This is a genomic window from Methylobacterium sp. 22177 (assembly GCF_052045615.1).
Lineage (GTDB): Bacteria > Pseudomonadota > Alphaproteobacteria > Rhizobiales > Beijerinckiaceae > Methylobacterium > Methylobacterium radiotolerans.
On sequence record NZ_JBQEPK010000006.1, the window covers coordinates 50,133 to 66,484 of the forward strand.

General features: G+C 72.1%; 15 protein-coding genes. 8 read left to right on the forward strand and 7 right to left on the reverse strand.

The genetic code is table 11. The features are described from left to right. Positions 1-40: 40 nt before the first annotated feature. The 3 genes from ACTJK8_RS08665 to ACTJK8_RS08675 all read right to left on the reverse strand — a co-directional run bounded on the left by ACTJK8_RS08665 (position 41) and on the right by ACTJK8_RS08675 (position 4,039). Complete coding sequence (locus ACTJK8_RS08665; RefSeq protein WP_012320353.1) at positions 41-1,336, reverse strand: MFS transporter; 1,296 nt, start codon at positions 1,334-1,336, stop codon at positions 41-43. Between the two features lie 162 nt (positions 1,337-1,498). Next, positions 1,499-2,554 (reverse strand): lactonase family protein, encoded by a 1,056-nt coding sequence (locus ACTJK8_RS08670; protein WP_024829325.1) that lies wholly within the window; start codon positions 2,552-2,554, stop codon positions 1,499-1,501. 177 nt (positions 2,555-2,731) lie between these two features. Beyond that, positions 2,732-4,039 (reverse strand): alpha-hydroxy acid oxidase, encoded by a 1,308-nt coding sequence (locus tag ACTJK8_RS08675; RefSeq protein ID WP_024829326.1) that lies wholly within the window; start codon positions 4,037-4,039, stop codon positions 2,732-2,734. Positions 4,040-4,219: 180 nt separating this feature from the next. Here ACTJK8_RS08675 and ACTJK8_RS08680 point away from each other — a divergent pair, with 180 nt between their 5' ends. The 3 genes from ACTJK8_RS08680 to ACTJK8_RS08690 all read left to right on the forward strand — a co-directional run bounded on the left by ACTJK8_RS08680 (position 4,220) and on the right by ACTJK8_RS08690 (position 6,838). After that, entirely contained in the window at positions 4,220-5,269 is a 1,050-nt protein-coding gene (locus tag ACTJK8_RS08680) for a LacI family DNA-binding transcriptional regulator (RefSeq protein ID WP_024829327.1), read from the forward strand. A gap of 84 nt (positions 5,270-5,353) precedes the next feature. Beyond that, the gene (locus ACTJK8_RS08685; RefSeq protein ID WP_440761795.1) at positions 5,354-6,025 is read left to right on the forward strand and encodes an aspartate/glutamate racemase family protein; all 672 of its coding nucleotides are present in this window, start codon (positions 5,354-5,356) and stop codon (positions 6,023-6,025) included. A gap of 3 nt (positions 6,026-6,028) precedes the next feature. Beyond that, a complete protein-coding gene (locus tag ACTJK8_RS08690) occupies positions 6,029-6,838 on the forward strand; it encodes a hydroxypyruvate isomerase family protein (protein ID WP_234740681.1) in 810 nt (269 codons plus the stop codon). Between the two features lie 9 nt (positions 6,839-6,847). Here the strand turns inward: ACTJK8_RS08690 and ACTJK8_RS08695 are convergent, their stop codons facing one another. From ACTJK8_RS08695 to ACTJK8_RS08705, 3 genes are all read right to left on the reverse strand, one after another. Then, a complete protein-coding gene (locus ACTJK8_RS08695) occupies positions 6,848-8,851 on the reverse strand; it encodes a TonB-dependent siderophore receptor (protein ID WP_440761796.1) in 2,004 nt (667 codons plus the stop codon). A 587-nt stretch (positions 8,852-9,438) separates the two neighbouring features. Beyond that, a complete protein-coding gene (locus ACTJK8_RS08700) occupies positions 9,439-10,476 on the reverse strand; it encodes a hydroxyacid dehydrogenase (RefSeq protein WP_440761797.1) in 1,038 nt (345 codons plus the stop codon). A 6-nt stretch (positions 10,477-10,482) separates the two neighbouring features. Beyond that, positions 10,483-11,688 carry an amino acid aminotransferase gene (locus ACTJK8_RS08705; protein WP_024829332.1) on the reverse strand — a complete coding sequence of 402 codons (1,206 nt, stop codon included), beginning with the start codon at positions 11,686-11,688 and terminating at the stop codon, positions 10,483-10,485. 213 nt (positions 11,689-11,901) lie between these two features. Here ACTJK8_RS08705 and ACTJK8_RS08710 point away from each other — a divergent pair, with 213 nt between their 5' ends. The 3 genes from ACTJK8_RS08710 to ACTJK8_RS08720 all read left to right on the forward strand — a co-directional run bounded on the left by ACTJK8_RS08710 (position 11,902) and on the right by ACTJK8_RS08720 (position 14,490). Continuing rightward, complete coding sequence (locus ACTJK8_RS08710; RefSeq protein ID WP_440761798.1) at positions 11,902-13,038, forward strand: branched-chain amino acid ABC transporter substrate-binding protein; 1,137 nt, start codon at positions 11,902-11,904, stop codon at positions 13,036-13,038. Positions 13,039-13,249: 211 nt separating this feature from the next. Continuing rightward, positions 13,250-13,525, forward strand: coding sequence for a translation initiation factor IF-1 (infA, locus tag ACTJK8_RS08715; protein ID WP_012320343.1), 276 nt, complete (start codon positions 13,250-13,252; stop codon positions 13,523-13,525). Further along, positions 13,522-14,490 (forward strand): DMT family transporter, encoded by a 969-nt coding sequence (locus ACTJK8_RS08720; RefSeq protein ID WP_012320342.1) that lies wholly within the window; start codon positions 13,522-13,524, stop codon positions 14,488-14,490. The genes infA and ACTJK8_RS08720 overlap by 4 nt, the downstream gene beginning before the upstream one ends. Here the strand turns inward: ACTJK8_RS08720 and ACTJK8_RS08725 are convergent. Continuing rightward, positions 14,460-14,762 (reverse strand): hypothetical protein, encoded by a 303-nt coding sequence (locus ACTJK8_RS08725; protein WP_012320341.1) that lies wholly within the window; start codon positions 14,760-14,762, stop codon positions 14,460-14,462. The genes ACTJK8_RS08720 and ACTJK8_RS08725 overlap by 31 nt on opposite strands. A 158-nt stretch (positions 14,763-14,920) precedes the next feature. Between ACTJK8_RS08725 and ACTJK8_RS08730 the strand changes: the two genes are divergently transcribed. Together ACTJK8_RS08730 and ACTJK8_RS08735 are read left to right on the forward strand one after the other, a co-directional pair. After that, complete coding sequence (locus tag ACTJK8_RS08730; protein ID WP_012320340.1) at positions 14,921-15,526, forward strand: sulfite oxidase-like oxidoreductase; 606 nt, start codon at positions 14,921-14,923, stop codon at positions 15,524-15,526. A gap of 28 nt (positions 15,527-15,554) precedes the next feature. After that, entirely contained in the window at positions 15,555-16,298 is a 744-nt protein-coding gene (locus ACTJK8_RS08735; RefSeq protein ID WP_244413106.1) for an FAD-binding oxidoreductase, read from the forward strand. The last annotated feature ends 54 nt before the right edge of the window (positions 16,299-16,352 follow it).

A 16,352-nucleotide genomic window follows, 5' to 3' on the forward strand; every position in this document is an offset into this window, starting at 1 on the left:
GGGCAGCCTTGATCAGACGGCCTCGGTCAGACGGCCTCGGTCAGACGGCCTTGGCCGCGGTGAGGGGACCGGCTTCCGCCGGGTTGCGCGGCCGCCGCACGAAGATCGCCATCGCGACGACGCCGGCCGCCGCGATCAGGGCGGCGATCACGAAGGCGCTGGCGTAGCCCCCGAGATACTGCACGGCCAGCCCCGTGGCGGTCGGCCCGATGATGCCCGAGATGTTGCTCAGGAGGTGGATGAAGCCGCTGACGCCGCCGACCCGCGCCTCGGGCACCAGCTCGTGGATCGTCGCCCAGCAGGATTGCACCGAGCTGGTCAGCATCAGCACGGCGAGCGCGATGAGCGAGACCGCCATGGCGGTGCTGGTCGCGGCGTTGACGGCGAGCAGGGCGACGCCCGCGACGGCCAGCGGCACGATCGTGGTGATCTTCCGCGCGGCGAGCTTGTCGCCCATGCGCGTGTAGACGAAGTCCGCCACCACGCCCCCGCCGACGTATCCGACGAAGCCGCAGGCCCAGGGAATCGAGGCGACCAGCGCCATCTCCTTCACCGGCATGTGCAGCGCGTCGGTGAGGTAGCTCGGGAGCCACGAGAGGAAGATGTAGAGGGTGTAATTCACCGCGAACATGCCGAGCCCGAGCGACAGGGTGCTCGGCAGGAACAGGTATTCCTTGAGCGACCGGGCATGGTCGGACGGCGCGAGGTGCGTGACGGCCCGGCTCCGCTCCACGAGGGCGATCTCCTCCGGATCGACCCGGGGATTGTCCTGCGGCCGGTCGGTCATGAGCATCCGCCACGCCACGACCCAGAGCAGGCCGACGGCGCCGATGGCCACGAACGCCACCCGCCAGCCGTACTGGATCGCCAGCAGGCCGACGACCGGCGCCGCGATGGCGCTGCCCACCGTCTGGCCCGAGAAGGTGAAGCCGATGGTCCGGGCGGTCTCCTCGCGGGGGAACCACGTGGTGATGGTGCGGTTCGTGGTCGAGTTCATCGGACCCTCGGCGAAGCCGAACAGGGCGCGGACGACGAACATCTGGGCGAAGCCGGTCACCGCGCCGGTGAGCATGCACAGGACCGACCACGCGGCGGCGGCCCAGCTGTAGACGCTGCGCGGCCCGTAGCGGTCGGCGAGCTGGCCGCCCACGAAGGCGAACAGCGCGTAGCCGAAGAAGAACGTGCTGAAGATCACCCCCAGCTCCGAGGGCGACAGGTTCAGGTCCTCCTTGACGAAGGGCGCGGCGACGCCGAGCGCGGCCCGGTCCATGTAGTTGATGATACCGGCGATGAACAGCAGGAACGCGATCAGGAATCTGTAACGCTTGGCGAACATTGGGCATCCTCCGAAATATTTATGGTTTTCTTTTCTTGATTGCTCGGTGCGGCCCGGCGGCCAGAGGTCACGGTTCGACCGCCGCCGGCTCCGCCTCTCCTGCCCCTGAGGGGCATGGTCAGGCCCACGCTCGGCGCGGGCCCGAACGCGCGTCGGCGCCTCCTACAAGAACGCGATCGTGCAGGGGCTGAGGCTCGGGCGTTCGCCCGTCCGAGTCAGGTCCCCGGTCTCGGGATCGATGGCGAAGGCGACGAGGCTGTCGCCCTGCTCGTTGGCGACGAGCAGGTGGCCTCCGTCCGGTGCCAGGATCATGAAGCGCGGGTCGCGGCCGCCGGAGGGCGTCCAGCCCGCCGGCTCGAGGCGCCCGGCCGGGTCCGCCCGGAACCGCGCGATCCCGTCCTGCCCGCGGTTCGACGCGTAGACGAACCGCCCGTCCGGCGTGACCGCGATGGCCGCGGCGGTGCTCGCCCCGAAGAAGTCCGGCGGCAGGGTCGAGGCGAGGTGCAGGGGCGTCAGCGTCCCGGCGTCCGCGTCCCACCGGCAGGTGGCGACACTCGAGTCCAGCTCGTTGACCAGAAAGGCGAGGGGCCGGTGCGGGTGGAACGCGATGTGGCGCGGGCCGGCGCCGGGCCGCATCGCGGTCTGCGAGACGACGGCGAGCCGCTCACCCGCGAGCTTCAGCACGAAGACGCGGTCGAGGCCCTTGTCGGGGACGACGACGTGGCGGCCGTCCGGCGACAGGACCACGTGGTGCGGGTGGGCGCAGGCCTGCTCGGTCCGATGCGGGCCCGGCTCGCCCGGCAGCGGCAGGACGTCGCGCGCGGGCTCCAGGCCGCCGTCGGCGCGCACCGGCATGAGGGCGACCGATCCGCTGGCGTAGTTGGCGACGATCAGGAAGCGGCCGTCGGGGGCGAGGGCCTGGTGCACGCTGTTGGTGCCGCCGGTGGCGGCGCTGCCGAGACCGCGCAGGGTGCCGTCGGGCGAGACCGCGAAGGCGCTCGCCGCCTCGCCGTCGCCCTGGACCGTGTAGAGGATCGCGCGCGCCGGGTCGGTCACCAGGAAGGACGGGTTCGTCAGGTTCTCGACCCGCCCTAGACGCGTCCAGTCGCCGAGGTCGCGGCCGGTCCGGTAGATGTCGATGCCCTGGCCGCGCGCCCGGCGCCGCTCGGTCGTGAAGCAGCCCACGAAGGCGAGGCCGCGGGGGGCGGTATCGGTCATGCGGAGCATCCGGATCGGGGACAAGGCTGCGGCGGCAGCCTGCGGGATCGACCGCGCGGGGATGCCGGCCGCCCGAGAGCGGCCGCTCCGGCGCCCCGGGAGGGGGTCCGCCTCGCGGGGACCGGCGCGCTGCGCGTGTTCGGGAAGACGATCATGGTCGATCCTCCCGCCATTGGCTCAGGCCCGCCGCGGGGCGCGGCGCAGGAAATCGGGATTGAGTTCGGACAGGCGGTTCACCCCGATCAGCGCCATGTCGCGGTTGAGCTCCTCCTTGAGGATCCGCATCGCGTGCTCGACGCCCGGGACGCCGCCGAGCGCCGCGGCGAACATGAAGGGCCGGCCGAGCAGGACGAAATCGGCGCCCAGCGCCAGCGCCTTCATCACGTCGGTGCCCCGGCGGACGCCGCTGTCGACGATGATCTTCAGCCCGCCCTTCCGGGCGGCGATCTCCGGCAGCACGTCGAGGGGGGCGACGGCGTAGTCGAGCTGGCGGCCGCCGTGGGTCGACAGGATCACGCCGTCGGCGCCGCACGCCCGCGCGATGTCGACATCCTCCGGCGCCAGCAGGCCCTTCACCAGCAGGTTGCCGGACCAGCGCTTGCGGATCGCCTCCAGGTTCTTCCACGAGAGCTGGTCGCGGGCGATGGTGTTGCGCACCGCGCCCTGGGACATCATCGGCGGCCCGCGCTCGGCCTCCGTGTTCTCGAAGTGCGGGGCCCCGTGCTTGAGGAAGGTCCGGGCGACCGTTCCGAGCAGCCAGCGCGGGTGGGTGACGCTCTGCCACGCCACCTTCGGCGTGACCTTGATCGGCATGGAGAAGCCGCTGCGGATGTTGTGCTCGCGGTTGCCGAGGGTCGGGGTGTCGGCCGTGACCACGAAGGTCCGGTAGCCGGTGGCCTCGACCCGGTCGAGGAGGCGGTCGATCCGGTTCTGGTCGCCCGGCAGGTAGCCCTGGAACCAGGCCTGCGGGTTCTGGGCGTGGACGTCCTCCAGCCTGATCAGCGAGGAGGCGCTGAGGCACATCGGCAGGTTCATCCGCCGGGCCGCCTCGGCGAGCACGAGGTCGCCCCGGTAGGCGATGAAGGCGGCCCCGCCCAGCGGCCCGATGCCGAAGGGCGCCGCGTAGGTCTGGCCGAACAGCGTGGTGGCGGTGTCCCGCGCCGAGGTGTCCCGCATCAGGCGGGGCACGAGGGCGTAGTCGGCGTAGGCGCCGCGGCTCTGCGCCAGGGCCGAGCCGGTCTCGACCCCGCCGGAGACGTACTGGAAGATCATCGGCGGCAGCAGCTTGCGCGCGTGCCGCTCGAAGTCGTCCAGCGCCAGCAGGTCGCGGAACCGGTAGGGCGTGACCGCGTCGCTCCGCTTCAGGCTGGTGACGATGGCCTGCGGGGCGGCGATGCCCGCCGCAGTCGCGTCGGCGCCGCCGACGGTCGGCGCCGCGCGCTCGGGGGCTCCCAGTCCGGAGGCCGGCCGGTCGAGCGTCGCCATCGGGTCCTCCTGCGGGTCGCCGGATCGCGCGGCCTCTTGAAAGCGCTTTCAGATAGCCAGCGGCCGGGCGAGGTGTCAATATTCTGCCGGTCCGGCTCAGTTGGCCGGGCATCGCCGCGTCGCGTATCCGGTACCGGCGCGATGCCCGTCGGGCCGCTCGGGGGTGGGGGATCGATCTCAGTGCTGGACCTGCCGGAAGAGATCCTCGAGCCGCCGACGCGCGGCCCGGTTGCCCGGGACGTCGCCCGCCGCGCCGGCGTCTCGACCGCGACGGTCTCCCGGGTTCTCAACGGCTCCGCCGGGGTCCGGGCCGACAAGCGCGAGGCGGTGATGCGGGCCGCGCAGGATCTCGGCTTCGTCGCCAACGGCGCGGCCCGGGCGCTCTCCACGCGACGGTTCATGGCGGTCGGCGCGGTCGTGCCGAACATCGAGAACGAGGCCTTCGTGCGCGTGCTGTCGAGCTTCCAGGACCGGCTGCGGCAGGCGGGCTACACCCTGGTCGCGGCCAATGCCGGCTATGACCTGGAGGACGAACTCCGCGAGGCGACGTTCCTGCTGGAGCGGGGCGTCGACGGGCTGATGCTGGTCGGCGACATCCACCACCCGGACCTCCACGCCCGGATCGCCCGCGCCGGCATCCCGATGGTCCAGACCTTCAGCCTGTCCCGCGAGCGGCCCTGCGTGGGCTTCGACAACGCCGCCTCGGCGGCCCGGGCGGCCAACTACCTGATGGACCTCGGTCACCGCCGGATCGGGGTGATCTCGGGTCTGCGCAAGGACAACGATCGCGGCGGCGCCCGGGTCACGGGCATCGCGGCGGCGCTCGCGGCCCGGGGCCTGCGGCTCGCCCCGGAGCACGACATCGAGATCTCCTACGGGATCGGCGGCGGCCGCGACGGGTTTCGCCAGATGCTGGCGGGCGGACCGCCGCCGACCGCGATCATCTGCGGCACCGATCAGATCGCCTTCGGGGCGATGATCGAGGCGCGGGCCCGCGGGCTCTCCGTCCCCGGGGACCTGTCGGTGATCGGCCACAACGATTCCGACTTCGCGCCCTTCCTGGACCCGGCGCTGACGACGATCCGCATCCACTCCGCCGAGATCGGCCACGCCGCCGGCGACCACCTGATCGCCCGGATCCAGGGGCGGCCGATGGTCCGCCTCACCGAGATCGACGCCGAACTGATCCTGCGCGCGAGCACGGCCCCGCCGAGGCGTACCGGCGCCTGACCTGCGCTATCTTGCCACCGCTTTGAAATCGCTTACAACATGCGGACCGGCGCGGCCGGGTCCGCGCCCTCTCCGGAACACAGCATGGCTCCCCGCATCGTCCTCCTGCACGCGACGCCGGTCGCCATGGCGCCGATCCAGGCCGCCTTCGCCGAGCGCTGGCCGGAGGCCGAGACCGTCAACCTGCTCGACGACGGCCTGTCCCTCGACCGGGCGAAGGAGCCGGGCGCGATCTCGGAGAGGATGATCGAGCGCTTCGTGCGGTTCGGCCGCTACGGCCACGACATGGGCGCCGACGGCATCCTGATCACCTGCTCGGCCTTCGGGCCGGCGATCGATCGGCTGATCGAGAGCGTGCCGGTGCCGGTGCTCAAGCCCAACGAGGCGATGTTCCGCGCCGCCATCGCTCAGGGCGCGCGCATCGGCATGCTGGCGACCTTCGGCCCCTCGGTCGGCACGATGACGGACGAGTTCGAGGAGTTCGTCGCCGAGACCGGGCGCCCGGCAAGCCTGCGGACGGTCCTGGTGGACGACGCGATGGCGCGGCTGCGCGCCGGCGATGCCGAGACCCACAACCGGCTGATCGCCGAGCGGGCGCCGGACCTGCGCGACTGCGACGCGATCATGCTCGCGCATTTCTCCACCTCGCGCGCGGCCGAGGCCGTGCGGAAGGCCGTCGACATCCCGGTGCTGACCGCGCCCCACGCGGCGGTGGACCGGATGCGGGCGATGATCGAGACCGGCGGGAGCGCCTGAGCCATGACGCGACCCATGAAGCTCGGGTCCTACAAGGATCGTCTCAGCGGCCATTGCGGCTTCCTGTTCACGGAGCTGCCGCTGGCCGAGCGCTTCGCGGCGGCGGCCCGGGCAGGGTTCCGCGCCGTCGAGCACCCCAACCTGTTCGCGACGCCGGCCCGCGAGGTCGCGGGCTGGCTGGAGCGGGCCGGCGTTCCGCTGGTCCAGACCGGCTTCCCGGCGGGGGACGCCGCCAAGGGCGAGAAGGGGTTCGCGGCCCTGCCCGACAGGATCGACTACTACCGCTCCACGATCGAGCCGACCCTGGACTACGTCGCGCAGCTCGGCTGCCGGATGGTTCACCCGATGGCGGGCGTCCGGCCTGCCGGGGTCGAGCGGGCGCGGCTCTGGGACACCTACCTCGACAACCTCGCCTTCGCGGCCGACGCCGCCGGCGCGCGGGGCATGACGGTGATCGTCGAGCCGATCGGCCCCGGCTCGATCGCCGACTACGTGATCGACGACCCGCTGGTGGCGGTCGAGGCGATCCGGGCGATCGGTCGCGACAACGTCAAGCTCCTGTTCGACGCCTATCACTGCGTCTGCCTCGGCCACGATCCGGCGGCGCTGATCCGGGCGCACGCGCCGCTCATCGCCCATGTCCAGATCGCCGACGACCCCGGGCGGCACGAGCCCGGGACCGGCACGATCGCCTTCGACCCGATCTTCGCCGCCCTGGAGGAGGTCGGCTATTCCGGCTTCGTCGGCTGCGAGTACCATCCCGCGGCCGGCACCGAGGCGGGGCTCGGCTGGATGAGGGCGGACGCGGCGTAGGCCGGGGGCTCAGAACCGGGCCGCGACGCCGCCGATGATCGTGCGCGGCTGCCCCGGCGTCGCGTAGCGGTTCTGGAATGCCCGGTCGTAGAACGTCGCGTCGAACACGTTGTCGACGTTCAGGTAGATCCGCACGCCCGGCGCGATCTGGTAGTACGAGATCAGGTTGACCAGCGTGTATTGCGGCAGGTTGAAGGTCGCGAGCGCCGTCCCCGCGGCGCGACGACCGACGAAGTCGAGGCCGCCGCCGAGCCCCAGACCCTTCAGCTCGCCGCTCTGGAACTCGTAGACCGTCTGGAACGCGAGGCTGTTGGCGGGCACGTTGGCGATGCGCGTGCCGACCGGAAGGGTGTTGTCGCGGGCGACGGCCGCGTCGACGCGCGTGTAGGTCCCGATCACGCGCCAGCCCGGTGCGAGGTAGCCCGCCGCGGTCAGATCGAAGCCGCGGCTGCGGATTGCGCCGGTGGCGACGCTGAAGTTCGGATCGACCGGGTCGGTGCTGAGGACGTTGGACCGCCGGATCTCGAACAGGGCGGCGGTGGCGTCGAAGCGGCCGTCGAGGAGGCTGACCTTCGCGCCGGCCTCGTAGCCCTCACCCTCCTCGAACGCGAAGGGCCGGCCGCTGCGATCCGTGCCGATATTGGGCCGGAAGGAGCGGGCGTAATTGCCGTAGACCGAGACCGTGTCGGTCAGGTCGTAGAGCAGGCCGAAGCGCGGCGTCGCCACCAGGCCCTGCAGGCTGGTGGTGCCCTTCGTGAGGTTGTTCGTCGAGACCAGCCCGAGATCCTCGACCCGCACACCCAGGAGCGCGTGGAGGCGGGGCGTCAGGTCGATCTGGTCCTGCACGTAGCCGGCGTAGCTCTCGGTCTTCTGCAGGAAGTTCGTGACCCGCGCGGTGATCGGCGGCAACGGCTGGCCGTAGCGCGGTGCGAGCAGGTCGAGGAGGAACGGGTTCGTCGCGACGTTCGAGCGGTTGAACACCTCGCGGTAGCGGTAGCTGTCGTATTCCAGCCCGAGCAGGAGCGTGTGGCGGAACGGGCCGGTCTCGAATTTGCCCGCGAGATTCGCCTGCAGGTCGAGATCGGACCACGTCAGGTCCCGCCATTCCAGGGTTCGCCGCTGGGTCCGGCCATCCGGCAGCAGGCCGATGGCGCCGACCCCGTAACCCGACAGGTTCCCGCCGAGCACCTGCGCGCCGGCGTTCAGCACCCAGTCCTGGTCGAACCGGTGCTCGACGCGCAGCTGGCCGAGGGCGTTGTCGACATGGGCCGGCGGCAGGCCCGGCTCGCCGATGAAGCGGCTGCGCGGCAGGGCGCGCACGTTGCCTCCCAACGGCACGATGCCGCGGTCGAAGGTCTGCGCCGTGCTGATGAAGTCACCCTCCAGGGTGATGGTCGTGTCCGCATTCGGCTTCCAGGCGATGACCGGGGCGAGGGCGTAGCGGTCGCTGGTGACGAAGTCCCGGAAGCTGCCGTTGTCCTCGACGGCGCCGGTGACGCGCGCCAGCACCTGCCCGCTCTCGTCGAGGGCGCCCGTGGCGTCGAAGGTGCTCCGCTTGGCGCCGAAGCTGCCGTACTGCGTGCCGATCGTGAGGGAGCGCGCCGCGAGGGGCTGCTTGGTCACGATGTTGAAGGTGCCGCCGGGATCGCCGCGGCCGTACAGGAAGGCCGAGGGGCCTTTCAGCACCTCGATGCGCTCGATGGAGACGATGTCGGGGCTGTTCGGGTAGCCGCGATTGATCGGGAATCCGTTGCGGTAATACTCGCCGGTGGCCACGCCGCGGATCGTGAACTCGGTCAGGCCGAGGCCGCCGAAATTGTTGCCGCGGCCGACACCCGCGAGGTCGAGGGCCGTGTCGATCCGCGTGGCCGCGGCGTCCTCCAGCACCTCCTGCGGTACCGCCACGATGGTCTGTGGCACCTCGCGCACGGGCGTGTCGGTCCGCGTGGCGCTCACCGCGCGCGCGACCCGGTAGCCGTCGACGCGGGTATTCCCGTCGCCGATCCCCGCCACCGAGAGTTCCTCCAGCTGGATCTCCTGGGCGCTGTCAACGGCAGTTTGTGCCGAGCCTGAGGACGGAAGAAATACCGGAGCGAGGATCAGGGAGATCTTGACTGCGCGCCCGGAAACGCCGCGCGAAGCCCGTGTGCAAGGATTTGCACAGTTACGCCGTACCACGATGTCGACCATTCTGTTTCGAGTGGCGCCAGATACGGTAGAGAAACACTCACGGTCAAGCTTGCTCTCGAGGTCATCCCGAAGGCTGGATTTCGAATAACTATAATCTGCGCGGGATCGACATCGCGCCTATGGTCTGGCGGGAGCCCGGACTCGTCGGTGCGAGACTGCGCTGCGGGCCTCCCGATCCCGACGGGCCGCGGTGAACGCCGTCGCACCGTCAACGGTTCGGGCCAAGCCCGCGGCGGGCCGCCTCGCGCTGTGCGGCCGGCCGCGGCGCCCCGGAGAGCGGCGCGAATCTGTCGCCGGACGCCGACGCGGACCCGAAGCGGTTCAGTGCCGGACGGCCCGAGCCCGCCGCGTCGCGCGGGAATAGTCCACAGGATCGTGCGCCACCGGGGCGGCGCCGGACCCGCTCCGGGTCACGCGTCGCCGAACAGCCGCGCCCGGCGCTCCAGCACGGCGGGCCAGACCTCCGGATTGACGAGGCGCGGCGGCGTCTCGCCGCGGAGCAGGCCGACGATCTGCTCGGCCCCCCAGGCGGCCACGTTGCGCCGTGCCTCGTGGGTGACGCCGGCGGTGTGGTAGGTCGCCACCACGGTGTCGAGCTGCAGCAGGGCCGCGTCGAGGGGCGGCGGCTCCGGCGACCAGACGTCGAGGCCCGCCCCCGCGAGGTGGCCGGCGGTCAGCGCCGCGGCGAGCGCGGCCTCGTCGTGGACGCCGCCGCGGGCGGTGGTGATGAACAGTGCCCCCGGCCTCATCGCCGCGAAGCTCTCGGCGTCGAAGCTGCCGCGGGTCGTGTCGTCGAGGGGGCAGTGCAGGGACACGATGTCGGACTCGGCGAGCAGTCGCGCCCGGTCGACCGGCTCCGCGCCGCGGGCCCGGATCTCATCGCCCGAGAGCAGGGGGTCGTGGGCGAGGACCCGCATGTCGAAGCCGCGGGCCAGCTTGGCGACCTCCCGGCCGGTATGGCCGATCCCGATCAGGCCCAGGGTCGCGCCGCCGATCTCGTGGCCCATGAGCGATTCGCGGGTGAAGCCGCGCGCGGTCCGGAGCAGCCGGTCCGAGACGCAGATCTTGCGCGAGACGGCGAGCATCAGGCCGATCGCCAGCTCGGCCACCGAGCGGGCATTGCCGCCCACTTGGTTCACCACCGCGACGCCGGCCCGGGTGCAGGCGGCGGCGTCCACCGTGTCGAAGCCCGCCCCGGCCGACGAGACCGCCAGGAGGTCGGGGCATTCGGCGAGCAGCGCGTCGGTCACGTGCCAGCGGCGCGGCAGCTCGTCCCGCGCCGGCGAGACGTGGAGGACGTGGGCCCGCGCCAGCAGCGCGGCCAGCACGTCATCCGGCCCCTGCAGGTCGCCGACCTGCAGGTCGATGTCGGGCTCGGTCCCCAAGCGCGCGTCGAAGACCGGGTTGATCCAGACGTTGAATCGGCAGACGCGCTTGCGGACCGCCACGCGGGATCAGCCCTTCACCACCGCGTCGATCGCGTCGATGACGTGGTCGATGTTGTGGGTGTTGACCGCGGCCACGCAAATCCGGCCGGTCTCCAGAGCGTAGACCTCGTGCTCCTCGCGCAGGCGGGTGGCTTCGGCGGGGCTCAGGCCCGTGTAGGAGAACATGCCCTTCTGCGCCTTGATGGCGTCGAAGCCGCGCTCGGGGTGGCGCTGCTGCAGGCTGTCGGCCATCCGCTCGCGCATGGCGCGGATCCGGTCGCGCATCTCGGCGAGCTCCCGCTCCCAGTCGGCGCGCAGCTCCGGATCGGTCAGCACGATCTCGACGATCGCCGCACCGTGGGTGTGCGGGTTCGAGTAGCTCGCCCGGACGAGGCGCTTGGCGAAGGCCTCGACCTTGGCCTTCGCGGCCGGGCTCTCGGCCACGATGGTCAGCGCGCCGACGCGCTCGCCGTAGAGCGAGAACGACTTCGAGAACGAGGAGGCGACGAGGAACTCCTGGCCGGACTCCGCGAACAGGCGCACCGGCTCGGCGTCGGCGTCGAGGCCGTTGCCGAAGCCCTGGTAGGCGATGTCGAGGAACGGGATCAGGCCGCGCTCGGCCATCAGGGGCACGAGGTCGCGCCACTCGTCGAGGCTGAGATCGGCGCCGGTCGGGTTGTGGCAGCAGGCGTGCAGCACCACGATCGAGCCCTTCGGCAGATCCTGGAGATAGGCCTTCATGGCCGGGTAATCGGCGCCGCCGGTCTCGGCCGAGAAGTAGGGGTAGTCGACCACGGTGAAGCCGGCCTGGCTGAACAGGGCCTTGTGGTTCTCCCAGCTCGGGTTGCTCACCGCCACGGTGGCGCCCGGGTAGAGTTTGGCCAGCAGGTCGGCGCCGGTCTTCAGGGCGCCGGTGCCGCCGATGCTCTGGAGCGTCGCGGCCCGGTTCTGGGACAGGATCGGCGCACCCTTGCCGAACAGCAGCTCCTGGACGGCGTCGCGGAACGGCTTCGTGCCCTCGATCGGCCGGTAGGTCTTGGGCAGGCCCTTCTCGATCCAGCGCTTCTCGGCGGTCTGCACGGCGCGCAGGCGCGGCACCTTGCCGTCCGCGTCCGTGTACACGCCGACGACGAGATTCAGCTTCTTCGGGCTCGGGTCGGCGTTGAAGGCCTCGAACAGGCGCATGATCGGGTCGAGCGGCGCGTCCTGGATGCCGGCGAACAGCGAGGTCATGATCGTCAATCGTCCCAGAGGGTCTCGGCCGGCCACGCGTGGAGAGGTGCCGGCACGCCCGGCGACGGGCCGGGCCGATGCCCTTATTCCGCACATCGCGCCCGCCCGCCAGCGCTTCCGCGCGCATCAGCGTCCCGATCCACTCAACCATCCGGCGCCGATCCGCCGCCAGCGCCCTTCCGGTGAGGGCTCCGACGGTCCTAGAGTGCCGCCATGATCCGTCGCCTCGTCCCGTTCCTCGCCTTTCTCTGGACGGCCGCCCCGGCCGTCGCGCAGGCGCCGGTGCGGATCGGGCTGTCGGCGCCGCTGACCGGTCCGGACGCCGCCTACGGCCAGGGGCTCCGGCAGGGCGCCGAGCAGGCGGTGGCCGACCTCAACCGCGCCGCGGGCGGGCGCCCGCGCTGGGTCCTCGTCCCGGCCGACGACGGCGGCGAGGCCCGGCAGGCCGCCGCGGTCGCGAAGAAGTTCGCCGCCGACAACGTGCGCCTCGTGGTCGGGCCGCTCGAATCCGGGGCGGTCGCGGCCGCGGCGCCCGTCTACGAGGAGGCGGGTGCGGTCGTGGTCGCGCCCGCGGCGGCCTACGGGCCGCTGACCGGGCGGAGCCTGTGGAACCTGTTCCGCCTCGGACCGAGCGACGCGCAGCAGGGCCGGGCTGCCGGGGGCTATCTGGCGAAGGCCTTCGCGGGGCGCCGGGTCGGGATCGTCAGCGACCGCTCGACCTTCGGCCGCGGCCTCGCCGACGCGGTGGCGGCACGGCTGAAGGAGGCCGGCACGCCGGAGGTGCTGTTCGACGGCTTCCCCCGGGGCACGCGCGACCTCGCGGACCTCGTCGCGCGGCTGAGGGCGGCGCGCCCCGACGCGGTGTATTTCGGCGGCCTCGCGCCGGAGGCCGCGACTCTGCTCCACGCCATGCGCGAGGCCGGCCTCGGCGCGACGCTGGTGGCGAGCGACGGCATCCTCGACCCGGCCTTCGCCGCCGCGGCCGGCGGGGACGGGGAGGGCACCGTCATGACCCTGGTTCCCGACCCGCCGCGCCTGCCAGAGCCGCGCGGCTCCCGCCCGGCGCCGCGGTCCCCCGAGGCGGAGAGCGTCGCGGCCGGGGCCTACGCCGCCGTGGAGCTGCTGGCGCAGGCGACCGAGCGCGCCCGCGCCGCCGACCCGAAGACCGGCCGCATCGCCGATGGCCGCAAGGTGGCGGAGGCCGTGCGGACGGGGCCGTCCCGGACGCTGCTCGGATCGGTGGCCTTCGATGCGCGGGGCGACCGCTCCGGAGCGCCGATCGCCCTGCGGATCTGGCGCCGGACGCCGGACGGGCGCCTCGACTACGCCGGCAACGACGCGGAGCCGTGAAAGCCGGCGAATCGTGTCGATGACGGAAGGTGTTCGGCCTCCGTGACTTGCGGCCGGTTCCCGCGGGGACTACATGCGGGCGGTGCTGCTGAGCTGGCGCGGGCGGTCCCCCGGATCGGATCCGCGCCCTGCGGCGTTTCCCGAGCTCGATGACAGCCGAACACGCATTGCCGGAACGCCTGCTGCCGGACGGTCCGACTGGAGAAGGTGCATGGCGAAAGAAGAATTGATGCAGTTCGATGGTCTCGTGATCGAGATCCTGCCGGATGCGCGCTACCGCGTGCAGCTCGACCAGGGCCACGAGATCGTGGCCTACACGGCCGGCAAGATGAAGAAGAACCGCATCAAGACGCTGGCCGGCGACCGGGTGACGGTCGAGATGTCGCCCTACGACCTCGAGAAGGGCCGCCTCGTGTTCCGCCACAAGGACGAGCGCTCGTCCGGACCCCGTCCGCCGGTGCGCGGCGGCCAGTTCCGCCGCCGTTGACGGCCGGGCGCGCGAGCCGGACTTCCTCGGCCGCGCCCGCCTACCTGCTGCTGACCGTCACGGCGCTCCTCTGGGCCGGCAACGCCGTCACCAGCCGCTGGGCGCCCGGTCACGTCTCGCCCCAGGTCATCACGACGCTTCGCTGGGCGGTGGCCTGCCTGGTGCTCATGCCCTTCGCCGGGCGCCGGCTCGCCGCCGCGTTGCCGCTGCTGCGGCCGCACTGGCTGCGCATCCTGCTGATGGGCGGCCTCGGCTACACGGCCTTCAACTGTCTGTTCTACGCGGCCGGCGTCCATACCGGCGCGATCAACCTCGCCCTGTTCCAGGGCGCGATCCCCGTGCTGGTGATCGTCCTGAACCGGCTCGCCTACCGGGTCCCGGTCGCGCCGGGACAGGTGCTGGGCGTGGCGCTGACCCTGGTGGGCGCCGGCCTCGCCGCCACGCACGGCGACTTCTCCGTGCTGACGAACCTCGCCTTCAACCGCGGCGACGTGCTCGTCTTCGGCGCCTGCCTGCTCTACGCGGGCTACACGATCTTCCTGCCGACGCGCCCGAAGGTGCCGGCCCTGGCGTTCTTCGCCGCGATGGCGATCGCGGCGTTCGTCACCTCGCTGCCGCCGCTCGCCGTCGAGTGGGCGACCGGCCACGCCGTCTGGCCCAACCGCGAGGGCTGGCTGATGGTGGCCTTCGTCGGCCTCGGGCCGTCGCTGCTGGCGCAGCTCTTCTTCATGCGCGGCGTCGAGATCATCGGCCCGAACCGCGCCGGCCTGTTCGTCAACCTCGTGCCGATCTTCGGCGCGATCCTCGCCGTCCTGCTGGTCGGCGAGCCGTTCGGGACGACGGAGGCCGCCGCCCTGGCCCTGGTGCTGGCCGGGATCGCCTGCGCCGAGCGCCTGAAACCGGCGCCCGTCGCGGCGGCGACTCCGGAAGCCGCCTACTCGCAGACGCGGACGCGGCGGATGTAGACGTCGCCGTAGGCATCGTAGGTCCGGCGGCGCTCGAAGTGGCAGACCGGGCCGTAATCCTCCTCGACGTAGACCGGCGGCGGGGCGCGGTAGACCGGGCGGCCCGGGTAGTAGCCGTTGTTGGCGGACGCGATGGCGCCGCCGACGGCCAGGCCGCCGAGCACGCCGAGGGCGGCCGCGCCGCCGGCGCCGATGCCGTCGCGGGCCTGGGCGGCCGGCGCGAGCGTGGCGAGGCTCCCGACGACAAGGCTCGTCGCGAGAAGGTACTTCATGACATCCCCCTGAAAGCAGGCGATTCGTGCCGATCGATCGGCACAGAGCTGCTACCACACCCGAGCTTTGGGGCGTTTGTTCGGCCGCACGTGCCGGCTTGACGTGAGGTGCTCCGCCGCACCAAACCCAGGGGCGAGCGAGAGGAGCGGCGACCGTCATGGTGACACGGGGCTTCGTCGGACGCAGGCAGCCGCCCGAGACTGGCGCGCGCCTGCCGCCGGGTCAGTATCTGACCGACGACTTCCCGATCCTCCAGATCGGTCCCAACCCGACCGTCGACATGGCGACGTGGCGGTTCACGCTGCGCGAGGGGTCCCGGCCGATCAAGGCGTGGAGCTGGGCGCAGTTCGAGGCGCTGCCCCGCACCACCTGGCACGGCGACATCCACTGCGTCACCAAGTGGTCGAAGTTCGACACGACCTGGGAGGGCGTCAGCTTCGACGACATCCTGGCCGATGCCGGGATCTCCGCGCCGACGGGCTACCTCCTGGCGGAATCCCACGACGACTACACCACGAACGTGCCGGTGGCCGACCTCGTGGGCGGCCGCGCCCTCGTGGCGACGCGCTACGAGGGTCAGCCGATTCATCCGGATCACGGCGGCCCGGCGCGGCTGTTCGTGCCGCACCTCTACTTCTGGAAGAGCGCCAAGTGGGTGAAGGGCCTCCGGTTCACCCAGACCGACACCGCCGGCTTCTGGGAGCTGCGCGGCTACCACATGTACGGGGATCCCTGGCGTGAGCAGCGCTACATCGGTGACTGAAACGGTGGCTGAAGCGGTGCCTGGCGCGGTGACGGACAGGGAAGCGGACCCGGCGATCGAGCCCATCGTCTTCCGCTGGCACGAGGCGGAGATCGCCGCGATCGCGCCGGTCACGCCGCACGTGAAGAGCGTCCGGCTGCGCTGCGGACTCGCCGAGGCCTACCGGGCCGGGCAGCACGTCGATGTCCGGCTCACCGCGGAGGACGGCTACCAGGCGCAGCGCAGCTACTCCATCGCCTCGGCGCAGGACGGCAGCGGCACCCTGGAGCTGATGATCGAGGGCCTGCCGGACGGCGAGGTCTCGGGCTGGTTCTCGCACTGCGCCGAGGTCGGCGACCGGGTCGAACTGCGTGGGCCGATCGGCGGCTCGTTCTCCTGGGACGGACCTGACGGCGGGCCCCTGCTCCTGGGCGGCGGCGGCTCCGGCGTGGTACCGCTCCTGGCGATGCTGCGGCGGCGGGCGCAGAACTGGCGGGCGATCCCGGCGGCGCTGATCTACTCGGCCCGCACCCGCGCGGAGGCGATCGCGGTCGCCGAGCTGGAACGGCTCGCCGAGACGGACCCCAACTTCTCCCTGCATCTCGCCACGACGCGCGAGCCCGGCGGCAGGCGGATCGACGCGCCCCTCGTCGCCGACGCCCTCGCGCGGATCGGGGCACCCGGGAAGGTGTTCCTCTGCGGCTCGAACCGCTTCGTGGCCGCGGCCTCCGACCTGATCCTGGCGCAGGGCGTCGCGCCGGGCCTGATCCGGACCGAACGCTTCGGCGCCTGAAGGCGCCGCGATCTTCCGCATCGGAGGGGACGTCGGCGCGGTCGTCCCGCGAGC

Bases quoted from the DNA above. Each gene is read 5' to 3' on its own strand.
- ACTJK8_RS08705 (WP_024829332.1), bottom strand. From the start codon at position 11,688: ATGACCTCGCTGTTCGCCGGCATCCAGGACGCGCCGCTCGACCCGATC.
- ACTJK8_RS08690 (WP_234740681.1), top strand. From the start codon at position 6,029: ATGACGCGACCCATGAAGCTCGGGTCCTACAAGGATCGTCTCAGCGGC.
- ACTJK8_RS08665 (WP_012320353.1), bottom strand. From the start codon at position 1,336: ATGTTCGCCAAGCGTTACAGATTCCTGATCGCGTTCCTGCTGTTCATC.
- ACTJK8_RS08675 (WP_024829326.1), bottom strand. From the start codon at position 4,039: ATGGCGACGCTCGACCGGCCGGCCTCCGGACTGGGAGCCCCCGAGCGC.
- ACTJK8_RS08730 (WP_012320340.1), top strand. From the start codon at position 14,921: ATGGTGACACGGGGCTTCGTCGGACGCAGGCAGCCGCCCGAGACTGGC.
- ACTJK8_RS08710 (WP_440761798.1), top strand. From the start codon at position 11,902: ATGATCCGTCGCCTCGTCCCGTTCCTCGCCTTTCTCTGGACGGCCGCC.
- ACTJK8_RS08685 (WP_440761795.1), top strand. From the start codon at position 5,354: ATGGCTCCCCGCATCGTCCTCCTGCACGCGACGCCGGTCGCCATGGCG.
- infA (WP_012320343.1), top strand. From the start codon at position 13,250: ATGGCGAAAGAAGAATTGATGCAGTTCGATGGTCTCGTGATCGAGATC.
- ACTJK8_RS08670 (WP_024829325.1), bottom strand. From the start codon at position 2,554: ATGACCGATACCGCCCCCCGCGGCCTCGCCTTCGTGGGCTGCTTCACG.
- ACTJK8_RS08725 (WP_012320341.1), bottom strand. From the start codon at position 14,762: ATGAAGTACCTTCTCGCGACGAGCCTTGTCGTCGGGAGCCTCGCCACG.